General features: G+C 68.4%; 12 protein-coding genes. 7 read left to right on the top strand and 5 right to left on the bottom strand.

The features are described from left to right. Positions 1–48 precede the first annotated feature (48 nt). Entirely contained in the window at positions 49–1,263 is a 1,215-nt protein-coding gene (locus AC5Y4F_RS14760) for an MFS transporter (RefSeq protein WP_499997465.1), read from the top strand. 8 nt (positions 1,264–1,271) lie between these two features. Here AC5Y4F_RS14760 and moeA read toward each other — a convergent pair whose 3' ends face one another. Both moeA and AC5Y4F_RS14750 read right to left on the bottom strand, forming a co-directional pair. After that, entirely contained in the window at positions 1,272–2,486 is a 1,215-nt protein-coding gene (gene moeA / locus AC5Y4F_RS14755; RefSeq protein WP_499997464.1) for a molybdopterin molybdotransferase MoeA, read from the bottom strand. Positions 2,487–2,505: 19 nt separating this feature from the next. Then, on the bottom strand, positions 2,506–3,444 hold the full coding sequence (locus AC5Y4F_RS14750; protein ID WP_067933962.1) for an SDR family NAD(P)-dependent oxidoreductase: 939 nt from the start codon (positions 3,442–3,444) through the stop codon (positions 2,506–2,508). A gap of 76 nt (positions 3,445–3,520) precedes the next feature. On the opposite strand from AC5Y4F_RS14750, the gene AC5Y4F_RS14745 reads away from it, so the two are divergent. Both AC5Y4F_RS14745 and AC5Y4F_RS14740 read left to right on the top strand, forming a co-directional pair. Then, the gene (locus tag AC5Y4F_RS14745) at positions 3,521–4,000 is read left to right on the top strand and encodes a VOC family protein (protein WP_499997463.1); all 480 of its coding nucleotides are present in this window, start codon (positions 3,521–3,523) and stop codon (positions 3,998–4,000) included. Next, a complete protein-coding gene (locus AC5Y4F_RS14740) occupies positions 4,000–5,442 on the top strand; it encodes a flavin-containing monooxygenase (protein WP_369829697.1) in 1,443 nt (480 codons plus the stop codon). The genes AC5Y4F_RS14745 and AC5Y4F_RS14740 overlap by 1 nt, the downstream gene beginning before the upstream one ends. Positions 5,443–5,522: 80 nt before the next feature. On the opposite strand, the gene AC5Y4F_RS14735 is transcribed toward AC5Y4F_RS14740, so the two are convergent. Further along, entirely contained in the window at positions 5,523–6,017 is a 495-nt protein-coding gene (locus AC5Y4F_RS14735; RefSeq protein ID WP_067933968.1) for a cupin domain-containing protein, read from the bottom strand. Between the two features lie 29 nt (positions 6,018–6,046). Between AC5Y4F_RS14735 and AC5Y4F_RS14730 the strand changes: the two genes are divergently transcribed. Beyond that, positions 6,047–6,745 carry a M24 family metallopeptidase gene (locus tag AC5Y4F_RS14730; RefSeq protein WP_067933970.1) on the top strand — a complete coding sequence of 233 codons (699 nt, stop codon included), beginning with the start codon at positions 6,047–6,049 and terminating at the stop codon, positions 6,743–6,745. A 51-nt stretch (positions 6,746–6,796) separates the two neighbouring features. On the opposite strand, the gene AC5Y4F_RS14725 is transcribed toward AC5Y4F_RS14730, so the two are convergent. Next, entirely contained in the window at positions 6,797–7,711 is a 915-nt protein-coding gene (locus AC5Y4F_RS14725; RefSeq protein ID WP_067933971.1) for an SDR family NAD(P)-dependent oxidoreductase, read from the bottom strand. A 103-nt stretch (positions 7,712–7,814) separates the two neighbouring features. On the opposite strand from AC5Y4F_RS14725, the gene AC5Y4F_RS14720 reads away from it, so the two are divergent. The 3 genes from AC5Y4F_RS14720 to AC5Y4F_RS14710 all read left to right on the top strand — a co-directional run bounded on the left by AC5Y4F_RS14720 (position 7,815) and on the right by AC5Y4F_RS14710 (position 11,188). Then, a complete protein-coding gene (locus AC5Y4F_RS14720) occupies positions 7,815–8,381 on the top strand; it encodes a TetR/AcrR family transcriptional regulator (protein ID WP_067933973.1) in 567 nt (188 codons plus the stop codon). 185 nt (positions 8,382–8,566) lie between these two features. Then, positions 8,567–10,192: a chaperonin GroEL gene (gene groL, locus AC5Y4F_RS14715; RefSeq protein WP_064950651.1), complete on the top strand. Its 1,626-nt coding sequence runs from the start codon at positions 8,567–8,569 to the stop codon at positions 10,190–10,192. Positions 10,193–10,363: 171 nt separating this feature from the next. Continuing rightward, complete coding sequence (locus AC5Y4F_RS14710) at positions 10,364–11,188, top strand: SDR family NAD(P)-dependent oxidoreductase (RefSeq protein ID WP_499997462.1); 825 nt, start codon at positions 10,364–10,366, stop codon at positions 11,186–11,188. Here the strand turns inward: AC5Y4F_RS14710 and AC5Y4F_RS14705 are convergent. Then, positions 11,177–11,740, bottom strand: coding sequence for a carboxymuconolactone decarboxylase family protein (locus AC5Y4F_RS14705; RefSeq protein WP_067933977.1), 564 nt, complete (start codon positions 11,738–11,740; stop codon positions 11,177–11,179). The genes AC5Y4F_RS14710 and AC5Y4F_RS14705 overlap by 12 nt on opposite strands. Positions 11,741–11,802 lie beyond the last annotated feature (62 nt).

Here is an 11,802-nt window from a genome sequence, read left to right as displayed (position 1 = left end):
CCCGCCGTTGATTCGTAGACGCCCGCAGCGGGAACGCCCACCGTCGACATGGAATCGCACAGCGCGGATCGGCGAGCCCCACAGTTGCTCTGGGCGAAAGTCACGGTCACCGCCGTATTCATCGCGCACGGTCTGGTGTTCTCCTCCTGGGCCGCTCACATTCCCCACGTCAAGGCCGAGCTCGGCCTTTCCGACGCGGCGCTCGGGACGGCCCTGTTGGGCGCGCCGCTGGGATCGGTGGTGGCCACGCTGCTCAGCCACTGGGCACTGCCCCGGTGGGGCAGCCACCGCCTGATCCCGGTCACGGTCGCGGGCTATGCCGCGGCCGGAACGACGGTGGGCCTGGCCGGATCCGCGGCCGCGCTGTTCGGTGCGCTGGCGCTGTGGGGGCTGTGTCAGGGAGCCCTGGACGTCGCGATGAACACGCAGGCCGGCACGGTCGAGCGCCTCGCCGAGGCTCCGATCATGGCTCGGTTTCACGGCATGTGGAGCGTCGGGGCGTTGGCGGGCGCCGTGATCGGCGCGGCCTGCGTCAGCGTGGGCGTCAGCCTCACCGCCCAGCTGACTGGTCTGGGGCTGGGCGTCCTGGTCGTGGTGGAACCGCTGACCCGTCGCCTGATCCCCGACGCGGTCGACGCGGCCGCCGCGTCATCGACCCCGCCGCAGGGTAAGCGCGCCTGGATGACCCCGGCGGTGGCGATCCTCGCCGCGGTGTCGTTCGCGTCGTTTCTGTGCGAAGGCGCCGCCACCGACTGGTCGGCCAACTACCTGCGCAATGTCGTGGGTGCCGGCCCCAGCGTCGCCGCGTCGAGCTACGCCGCCTACACGTGCGCGATGGTCATCACCCGGTTCGGCGCGCCCCGACTGCACGCGCGGGTGTCCAGCCGCCGGCTCTTGCCGGCGCTGGCGCTGGTGTCCGTTTTGGGCATGAGTGTGACGCTGGCCGCCGCCGACGCCTGGGTGGGCGTGTTCGGCTTCGCCGCGCTGGGCGTCGGCGTGGCGCTGCTGGTGCCCACGGCCTTCAGCGCGGCCTACGGCGCGAGCGGCGCCGGATCGGCGATCGCCGTCGTGGCCGCGGCTGGTTGGCTGGGCTACCTGCTCGGACCGCCGTTGATCGGCCACCTGTCGGGTTGGGTGGGGCTGTCGGCGGCGCTGGTCACCATTCCGGTGATGATGTCGGTCGTCGCCGTCGCCATCCGTTGCACACCGGCTTTCGACAAGGCCGACGAGTTCCATCGTGACGTGGCCACGCCCGCGGCCTAGCGAGCCCGCTAACGCAGATCCCAGACCTGCAGTTGGGTTCCCTCGGGCACCTCGACGACGTCCTCGGGGATGTCCAGCAGTCCGTTCGCCGACGCCAGCCAGCGCAGGTGGTGCGACGCCGGCGGTCCGTAACTGACGACCGTGCCGGCGTCATCGTCGAGCACCGCACGCCGGAATTGGCGCTTGCCGCGAGGTGACGTGAGCGACTCGGCGAGGACGGCCTTGCGGTGCGGGCGTTCCGGGTGCGGCAGGCCCATGGCCCTTCGCAGCGCGGGCCGGATGAATACCTCGAAGGACACCAGCGCGCTGACCGGGTTGCCCGGCAGCGTGACGATCGTCGCGCCGGCCACCCGCCCCACGCCCTGCGGCATGCCCGGCTGCATGGCGACCTTGACGAACTCCACGCCCTGGTCGCCCTCGCGCCCGAACGCGTCCTTGACCACCTCGTAGGCGCCGGCGCTGACCCCGCCGCTGGTGATGATCAGGTCCACTTGGTTGTCCGGGCGCGCGTATCGGTCGATGATCGAACTGAATTGGGCCACGTCGTCTTCCGCGGTCGCGACGGCGACCAGATCGGCCCCCGCATCCCGAACCGCGCCGGCCAGCATGATCGAGTTGGACTCGTAGATCTGCCCCGGCAGCAGCGGCGTGCCCGGCGTCACCAGCTCCGATCCGGTCGAGATCACCAGCACCCGCTGGCGCGGAATCACCGGCAACTCGGCGATGCCCAGCGCCGCCGCCAAGCCGAGCACGGCCGGCGTCACGACCTGACCCCGGCGCAAGACCGTGGTGCCGGGGGAGACGTCCTCACCCGCACGGCGGATGTGCTTACCGGCCGTGCGGGGCGCGCGGATCGACACCACGTCCATGCCGCCGTCGGTGTCCTCCACCGGCACGACGGCCGTGGCTCCGGCCGGCAGCGGTGCGCCCGTCATGATCCGGTGCGCCGTCCCGGGCCGCAGCGTCAGTTCGTCGGTGCGTCCGGCCGGAATGTCCTCGGCGACACGCAACTCCACCGGGCTTTCGGGCGTGGCGCTCGCCGTGTCTTCGGCGCGCACCGCGTAGCCATCCATCGCGGAGTTGTCGAAGACGGGCAAGGCCAGCTGCGCCACCACGTCGTCGGCCAGAACCAGGCCCTGGGCGTCGGTCAGCGGGACCCCGACCTGTGGGCGCGCACGAATCAACTCGGTGACGACCCGCTGATGTTCGGCGACTGAGCGCATCGAAGCCATTATCCGCGCGTCAGACGGGGAAGCTGACACCGGTGAGTTCTTCGGAGACGGCCCAGAGCCGACGCTGCAACTCCTCGTCGTGGGACTGGGCGCTGGAGTTGACGAGCTTAGGGCGGCCGCGCTGCTCGAGGAAGCCGGCCGGGCCGTAATACTGCCCGCCCTGGACGGCCGGATCGGTGGCAGCCCGCAGCGTGGGCAGCGCGCCCATCGCCGGGCTTTGAAACAGCACCGGGGCCACCAGGGCCTTCACCGACCGCAAGACGCCCGGCAGGTTGCGGGCCAGCTCGGTATTGGAGCCGCCGGGGTGGGCTGCGACGGCAACGGTCTTTGCGTCGGGCGTGGCGGCCAACCGGCGCTGCAGCTCGTAGGTGAACAGCAGGTTGGCCAGCTTGGATTGCCCGTAGGCGGCGATCCGGTCGTAGCCGCGTTCGGCATGCAGGTCATCGAACTGGATCGCCGCCCTCAGCCGATGCCCGAGGCTGCTGACCGTCACCACCCGCGAATCCCGCACCACCAGCAGGTTTTCCAGCAGCAGCCCGGTCAGCGCGAAGTGGCCCAGATGGTTGGTGCCGAACTGCAATTCGAAGCCGTCTTTGGTGACCTGCTTGGGCGTCCACATCACCCCGGCGTTGTTGATCAGCAAATCGATGCGCGGGTAGGCCGCGCGCAGCGTGTCGGCGGCCGAGCGGATCGCGTCCAGGGAGGTGAGGTCCAGCTGCTGCAACGTGACATCCGCGCGCGGACTGGCGGCGACGATGCGCGACAGCGCCGCGTTGCCCTTCTCCAGGTCGCGCACCGCGAGCACGACGTGGGCGCCGCGGTAGGCCAGCACGGCCGCCGCCTCGTAACCGATGCCGGTGTTGGCGCCGGTGACGACGACGACCCGGCCAGTCTGATCCGGGACATCAGCCTCCGACCATGAGCGGGTCTCTGCGTCGTTGGAAGGCATGGCCCAAAAGATACTCATCGGAACTGCTGCTGCCGGATGGGCGGGTGGCCCTGCCGGGCGGACGTAAGGTGAGAACGTGATTACCGGATTGGCTCACACCGGGGTTTGCGTTCCGGACTGCGAGGCTGCGGTGGCGTTCTACCGCGATGTGCTGGGCCTGCGTGTGCTCTCGCCCCCATATGTCATGTCCGGCAACGCCATTCGCGACGACATGGGTGAGTTGGTGTCCGATCCCAGCATGAAAGCTGCCATCCTCGGGTTCGACGACGGCGGTGACCGGGTGCTCGAGGTGATCGAATACCTCGGAGCCAAAAGCGGGCCTGCCGGTGACGGCCGGGCGCTGACCGACCCCGGGCTCTCGCACGTCGGGCTGATCTGTGCGGACATCGACGCCACCCGGGCGGAACTGGAGTCCAAGGGCGTGCGCTTTGTGGTCAGCGGAATCGCCGATGTGGCACGGGTACGTACCACCTGGTTCGTCGATCCCTGGGGTGTGGTGTTCATCCTGGTGGAGAAGAGCCGGCCCGAGCGGCCGTATTTCGCGCAATGGGCATAGTGGACCCGAAGCCCTCGGTCGGGATCATCGGGGCCGGCGCCGGCGGCATCGCGATGGGGATCCAACTCGCCGACGCGGGCTACGAATTCACGATCTTCGACCGAGCAGACGGATTCGGCGGAACCTGGCGCCACAACACTTTTCCGGGTGCGGCCTGCGATGTCCCGTCGCATTTGTACTCGTATTCCTTTGCGCCCAACCCTCGGTGGAGCAAGACCTATGCCAACCAGCCCGAGATCCTTGCGTATCTCGAAAGGGTGGCGACCGAGCACGAACTGGCCGGGCACCTGCGGGCCAACACCGCGATCACCACCGCGCGCTGGTCGGACTCGCAGCGCCGCTGGACGCTCACCAGTGCTGACGGCCGACAGTACGACTTCGACGTGGTGGTCAGCGCGGTCGGCATGCTCGATGTGCCATATGTCCCGGACATTATGGGGGCGAAGCGGTTTCGCGGACGCCGATTTCATTCCTCGCGCTGGGACCACAGCAAGTCGACCGACGGAGAACGCGTCGCTTCCATCGGCACCGGTGCCAGCGCGATCCAATACGTACCGGCGATAGCTCGAAAGACCGCCCATCTGACCGTGTTTCAGCGGACCCCGATATGGATCGCGCCGCGATTCGACTTCCCGTTCACCCCAGAGCAGCACGAGCTGTTCGAGCGTGAGCCGGCCGCCGCACAGAAGCTGCGCGACGAGGCCTTCGCTGCCTACGAGTCGTCCAGCTTCGACGTCGATCACCCACAGATCCTCGAGGCGACCGAGCTTGCCCGCGGTTACCTGGCCCGCAAGGTGGCCGATCCCGAGTTGCGGGCGAAGCTGACACCGCACTATCCCGCCGGGTGCAAGCGGCCGCTGATGTCGCGCGAGTGGTACCCCACGTTCGCACTGCCCAACGTCAGCCTGGAAACGACCCCGATCGCGGAACTGACCGAACGTGGGGTGCGTACCGTTGACGGCGTCGAACACCACGTCGACACCATCATCTACGGCACCGGGTTCACCGCCGCCGACTATCTGGCCAGCATCGACGTGTACGGTTCCGGCGGTCGCCACCTGCGCGATGACTGGAGCGACGGCGCGGAAGCCTACCTGGGCACGCTGGTCGCCGGGTATCCGAATTTCTTTGTGCTGTATGGCCCCAACACCAACGGCGTCAACTCGATCATCTACATCCACGAGGCGCAGACGACCTTCATTTGCCACATCCTCGACGTGATGGGCGGCCGCGGGGCGCGCACCGTCGAGGTGACGGCCGAGGCGCAGCGCCACTACAACGAGGAGATCCAGGCCGCGATGGCGGGCAAGGTCTGGCTGGCCTGTACCAACTACTTTCGACATCCCAGCGGGAAGGTCGTCACCCAATTGCCCTATAGCGGCAAGACATTCTTCGAGCGCACTCGCCGCATGGTCGTCGAGGACTACCTGCTACGTCCGTAGCCGCACGCTCTTGGCTTCAACCGCGGCGGCGTCGCGCCCAGAAACGCCCCGGCAGAAGCAATCTCGCGTTTACCTGAGGCTTACTGCACCCAGTAATTGTCGTGGCGGATGAACCATTCCCGGCGCTCGTCGTCGGTCATGTCGGCCAGTGCCGCGAATCCCTCGAAGTAAGCCTCGCGGGGTGCGCCGGGTGCGAACAACATCAGAATCGATGCCGGTTCGTCCGCCTCGTTGCGAAAACCGTGCACCCCGCCGGGCGGGACGTAGAGAAAGTCGCCTTGACGGCCGTCCGCCCACTGCGTGCCGTCATAGAGCTTCATCGTTCCGGACAAGACGAAGAACGCCTCGGACATGGCGCGGTGGAAGTGCGCCGGGGGCCCGCCGCCGGCCGGTGCGATGTCGACGCGGTAGAGGCCGTAGTCGCCGGCGGTGTCTTGCTGGTTGGCCAGGTAGTGGTACCTGACCCCGGACGTCTCGTAGTCCGGTGGCTGATCGGCACGCTTGAACCAGGCACTGATCTCCGGCTCGTCCTTGGTGTATCGGGCTGGCGGGTAGGGCGGCACGACGAGAGACATGGTTCCAGTGTGCGCATAGCATCGCCGGTGTGGAGCGATCGAGTGCCGAAGATGTTCGCGTGCAACGGCTGCTCGATGCCGAACGCAAAGCCGCGCAATTGTTCGACGAAATCGAGCGGCGGGCCATGATTCGCCCCGGGCTGGCCGAGAAGGAACTCTCCGACCGGATCCATGACCTCGCCGGCGAGATGTTCGGCGTGACCCGGCACTGGCACCGGCGGATCGTGCGGGCCGGGCAGAACACGCTGCAGCCGTTCCAGGAACGCCCGCCGGATCGCGTGATCGTCGACGACGACATCGTGTTCCTCGATCTCGGTCCGATCTTCGAGGAGTGGGAGGCCGATTTCGGGCGGACGTTCGTGCTCGGCGACGACCCGTACAAGACGGCCCTTCGTGATGCGCTGCCACGGGTCTGGGAGGCCGGCCGCGACCACTTCGCCGGCCATCCCGACATCACCGGCGCCGAGCTGTTCGACTATGTCGTCGCGGTGGCCGACGCCGAGGGGTTCGAGTGGGGCAGCCGCATCGCGGGCCACCTGATCGGCGAGTTCCCGCACAAGAAGATCGCCGGCCCAGGCGTCGAGTGGATCATCATGCCCGGATCGAACAAGCCGATGCGCCGCACCGATCCGCGCGGCCGCATCTGCCACTGGATCCTCGAGATCCACCTCGTCGATCGCCCGCGCGGCTTCGGCGGCTTCTACGAGCAGCTGCTCGATCTGCCCTAGTGCCGATCGCGAGCGCGGCGCACTGCCGGGCGCGGCGGGTCGTCCCTCGGGCTAATCGATGGGGTAGGTCACCCCGGTGAGTTCCTCGGAGACCGTCCACAGCCGGCGCTGCCGCTCGACGTCGTGCGACTTGGCGCTAGACGCCACGACCTTGGGGTAGCCGCGCGTCTGGCCGAGGCCGTCGGGCCCGTAGTACTGCCCCCCTTGCACCGCCGGATCGGTGGCGGCGCGCAGGGTCGGCAGGGCGCCCATGGCCGGGTTCTGGGCGACGAGGGGTGCGATCCGCTCGAAGGCGACGACCAGCGGGGCGGGCATGTTGCGCATCAGCTCGGTGTCGGACATGCCGGGGTGCGCGGCCGCGGCGATCGTCGTGCCATGCGGGGCAAGCCGTCGTTGCAGTTCATAGGTGAACAGCAGGTTGGCGAGCTTGGCCTGCCCGTAGGCGGCGACCCTGTTGTAGCGGCGCTCCCACTGCAGGTCGTCAAAGTGGATGTCGGCGAGGATGCGATGGCCGACGCTGCTGACCGTCACGATCCGCGAGCCGGCGACCGGCAGCAGCCGGTCCAGCAGGAGGCCGGTGAAGGCGAAGTGTCCCAGGTGGTTGGTGCCGAACTGCAGCTCGAAGCCGTCCTTGGTGGTCGACTTCGGCGTGTACATCACCCCCGCGTTGTTGATCAGCAGGTCGATGCGGTCGTGCGCGGACCGCAGCTGCTCGGCGGCCGCCCGGACCGACGCCAGCGACGTCAGGTCGAGTTCCTGTAGCGCGACGTCGGCGTGCGGGCTCTGTGCGGTGATCTTGGCCGCCGCGTCCTTGCCCTTGTCCAGATTGCGCACCGCCAGCACGACGTGCGCGCCGTGATCGGCCAGCGCCAGGGCCGTCTCGTAGCCCAGGCCCGTGTTGGCTCCGGTGATGACGGCGACCCGTCCGGTCTGGTCGGGAATGTCAGCGGTGGTCCACTTGGCCATGAGAGATTCCTTGAACTAGTAGAGTAAACGGGGCTATCGCTCCGGTTGAGTGCCACTATATGGAACGCACGCCCCGCTTTGTCAACCGCTGAGGAGTGAACAGATGGCGCAACCCGCACGGCCGTTGCGCGCCGACGCGGCGCGCAACCGGGCACGCGTGCTGGATGTCGCCTACGAAACGTTTGCAGCCGAGGGACTCTCGGTGCCCATCGACGAGGTAGCGCGGCGAGCGGGCGTGGGGGCCGGCACCGTCTATCGGCACTTTCCGACGAAGGAGGCGCTGTTCCAGGCGGTGATCCAGGATCGGATGCAGCGACTGGTCGACGACGGCCGTGCCCTGCTGGAATCCGTCGGGCCGGGCGAAGCGCTGTTCGCCTGCCTGCGGTCGATGGTGCTGCACTGGGGCGCCGCGGACCGAGGTCTGGTCGACGCGCTGGCCGGATTCGGCATCGACATCGCCACCGCGGCGCCCGACGCCGAGGACGCGTTCCTGGCCATGCTCGACGAGCTGCTGCGGGCCGCCCAGAGTGCGGGCTCCGCGCGCCAGGACATCGGGGTGCGCGAAGTGAAGGCGATCATGGTCGGCTGCCAGGCGATGGAGGCCTACAACTCGGACTTGGCCGAGCGGGTGACCGACGTCGTCGTCGACGGTCTACGCGCTGCGCGATAAGGCCGGCCGCTTCTTGCACTCGACATAGGCGAGTGCTAAGAATGACGTTGGCACTCGCGACCAGCGAGTGCTAGGTCGGGACGGTGAGGCCAGGGCCGCGACAAGCGGGAGACACCTAGCCGTCCGTCGCGGGCACTGCACCCGGCCAGAACGTGTCATCCCCAATCCGGAGGAATCACTTCGCAATGGCCAAGACAATTGCGTACGACGAAGAGGCCCGGCGCGGCCTCGAGCGGGGGCTCAACGCCCTCGCCGACGCGGTAAAGGTGACGTTGGGTCCCAAGGGCCGCAACGTCGTCCTGGAGAAGAAGTGGGGTGCCCCCACGATCACCAACGATGGTGTGTCCATCGCCAAGGAGATCGAGCTGGAGGACCCCTACGAGAAGATCGGCGCCGAGCTGGTCAAGGAAGTCGCCAAGAAGACCGACGACGTTGCCGGTGACGGCACGACGACGGCCACGGTTCTGGCCCAGGCGCTGGTCCGTGAGGGCCTGCGCAACGTCGCGGCCGGTGCCAACCCGCTGGGTCTGAAGCGCGGCATCGAGAAGGCCGTCGACAAGGTCACCGAGACCTTGCTCAAGTCGGCCAAAGAGGTCGAGACGAAGGACCAGATCGCTGCGACCGCGGCCATCTCCGCGGGCGACCAGTCGATCGGCGATCTGATCGCCGAGGCGATGGACAAGGTCGGCAACGAGGGCGTCATCACCGTCGAGGAGTCCAACACCTTCGGTCTGCAGCTCGAGCTCACCGAGGGTATGCGGTTCGACAAGGGTTACATCTCGGGCTACTTCGTGACCGACGCCGAGCGTCAGGAAGCGGTCCTGGAGGACCCCTTCATCCTGCTGGTCAGCTCCAAGGTTTCGACCGTCAAGGACCTGCTGCCCTTGCTGGAGAAGGTCATCCAGGCCGGTAAGCCGCTGCTGATCATCGCCGAGGATGTCGAGGGCGAGGCGTTGAGCACCCTGGTCGTCAACAAGATCCGCGGCACCTTCAAGTCGGTCGCCGTCAAGGCCCCCGGCTTCGGTGACCGCCGCAAGGCGATGCTGCAGGACATGGCCATCCTCACTGGTGGTCAGGTCATCAGCGAAGAGGTCGGCCTGTCCCTGGAGAGCGCCGACGTCGCCCTGCTGGGTAAGGCCCGCAAGGTCGTCGTCACCAAGGACGAGACCACCATCGTCGAGGGCGCCGGTGACTCCGACGCGATCGCCGGGCGGGTGGCCCAGATCCGCAGCGAGATCGAGAACAGCGACTCCGACTACGACCGCGAGAAGCTGCAGGAGCGCCTGGCCAAGTTGGCCGGCGGTGTTGCGGTGATCAAGGCCGGGGCCGCCACCGAGGTCGAGCTCAAGGAGCGCAAGCACCGCATCGAGGACGCGGTCCGCAACGCCAAGGCCGCCGTCGAGGAGGGCATCGTCGCCGGTGGTGGCGTGGCCCTGCTGCACGCGACCCCGTCGCTGGACGAGCTGAAGCTCACCGGTGACGAGGCGACCGGCGCCAACATCGTCCGTGTGGCGCTCGAGGCTCCGCTGAAGCAGATCGCCTTCAACGGTGGTCTGGAGCCCGGCGTCGTGGCCGAGAAGGTCCGCAACTCGCCCGCCGGCACCGGCCTGAACGCCGCCACCGGTGAGTACGAGGACCTGCTCAAGGCCGGCGTCGCCGACCCGGTGAAGGTGACCCGTTCGGCGCTGCAGAACGCGGCGTCCATCGCGGGGCTGTTCCTCACCACCGAGGCCGTCGTCGCCGACAAGCCGGAGAAGGCGGCCGCACCCGCGGGCGACCCGACCGGTGGCATGGGCGGCATGGACTTCTAAGTCCACGACTCGAGTACGAAAAGGCCCGGCCCTCACAAGGGGCCGGGCCTTTTCGTGTGCTCGTGCCCGGGCGAGTGTGAAGCTAGCCGCACATTCGACGCCGAGCGTGCGGCCAGCTTCACGTTCGGCGGCGGTGAGGGCTCTGAACACGCGGCGACCTAGTGTTAGGCCGTGTCCCTTCCGACTCCCTCACCCACCAGCACCGCCGTCGTGACCGGCGCGTCGTCGGGCATCGGCGCCGACCTCGCGCGCGAGCTGGCCGGCCGCGGCCATGGCGTCACGCTCGTCGCCCGCCGCGAAGACCGGCTGCGGGAGCTGGCCGACGAGCTCGCCGGCCGCGTCCGCGTCGAGGTGATCGCCTGCGACGTCGGCGATTCCGCCGCCCGCGCCGGCCTTTTCGAGGAGGTCGACCGTCGCGGCCTGACCGCCGACATCCTGGTCAACAACGCCGGCATCGGCACCATCGGATCGGTGGCGACCACCTCCGTCGGCGACGAGATCGCACAGGTGCGGGTCAACGTCGAAGCCGTCATCGATTTGACCACCCGCGCGGTCCAGCAGATGGTGCCCCGCAAGAAAGGCGCGATCCTCAACGTCGGATCCACCGCGGGATACCATCCCTTCCCGGGGCAGGTCGGGTACGCCGCCACCAAGGCATTCGTGATCACCTACACCGAGGGGCTGCGCGCCGAACTCGCCGGCACCGGAATCACCGTCGCGCTGCTGAACCCGGGCCCGGTGCGCACCGAATTCCTGAAGAGCGCCGGCATGGACGAGCGCACCTTCGCCGACGCATTCCCGAAGTTCCTGTGGATGCCCGCCCGCGACGTGGCGCGCACCGGCATCGACGCGCTAGACGGCGATCGCGGAACCGTGATCCCGGGCCTGCCAAGCCAGATCAGCACCAAGCTGTTTCGGTTCATGCCGCGTCGGGTGCTGTTGCCGCTATTGAACAACCAGCACCCGGGACTGCGCAGGGACCGCTCAGCGCGCTGAGCCGGGCCAGGGCCGCATCCAGCCCTCCACCGGCAGCGCGAGCGCGTTGCACAGCGTGCAAATCGTGCGATACCAGCCCACGGCGGTGAGCAATTCGATGCGCTGCTCGTCGTCCAGCTCGCGGCCCAGCGCGCTCCACGTCGCCTCCGACCACGTGCCGGTGCGCTCGAGTTCGTCCACCGCCTCGATCAGCGTCCGCTCGGCCGGGCTCCACCGCGGGTCGTCGGGGCCGCCGCTGACCAACGCGTCGCACTCGCCGTCGCTGACGCCCGCGATCGGGCCCCAGAACGCCGCCTGTCCGCCCCACTCGTACTGACAGCCCAGTAGCGCGCAGATGCGAAGGATGGCGATGGTCCGCGTCCGTCCCGGCAAAAGCGCTGCGACATAGAGGGATTCGCCGAGCTTACGCAGACGGGAGGCCAGCACCGGATGGCGCTGCAGGCAACGCACCAAGAGCAGCGGCTCGTAAGTGCGGTCGGGGTGGCCCCAGCTGTTGATGCCAGCGGCATCTTCTTCGCTCCACGGCGGAGCGAGCGGTGCGACGCGGCTCACGGATGAGACTGTACGGCCCTAGCCCGATGGCGGCGACCCGCTGCGCCCGGCTTCGCCGCGCT

The organism is Mycobacterium sp. NGS56 (assembly GCF_059812425.1).
The sequence above is the reverse complement of the archived record's forward strand: the minus strand, read 5'-3'. Positions and strand labels throughout refer to the sequence as shown.

Bases quoted from the DNA above. Each gene is read 5' to 3' on its own strand.
- groL (WP_064950651.1), top strand. From the start codon at position 8,567: ATGGCCAAGACAATTGCGTACGACGAAGAGGCCCGGCGCGGCCTCGAG.
- AC5Y4F_RS14735 (WP_067933968.1), bottom strand. From the start codon at position 6,017: ATGTCTCTCGTCGTGCCGCCCTACCCGCCAGCCCGATACACCAAGGAC.
- AC5Y4F_RS14720 (WP_067933973.1), top strand. From the start codon at position 7,815: ATGGCGCAACCCGCACGGCCGTTGCGCGCCGACGCGGCGCGCAACCGG.
- moeA (WP_499997464.1), bottom strand. From the start codon at position 2,486: ATGCGCTCAGTCGCCGAACATCAGCGGGTCGTCACCGAGTTGATTCGT.
- AC5Y4F_RS14760 (WP_499997465.1), top strand. From the start codon at position 49: ATGGAATCGCACAGCGCGGATCGGCGAGCCCCACAGTTGCTCTGGGCG.
- AC5Y4F_RS14750 (WP_067933962.1), bottom strand. From the start codon at position 3,444: ATGCCTTCCAACGACGCAGAGACCCGCTCATGGTCGGAGGCTGATGTC.
- AC5Y4F_RS14725 (WP_067933971.1), bottom strand. From the start codon at position 7,711: ATGGCCAAGTGGACCACCGCTGACATTCCCGACCAGACCGGACGGGTC.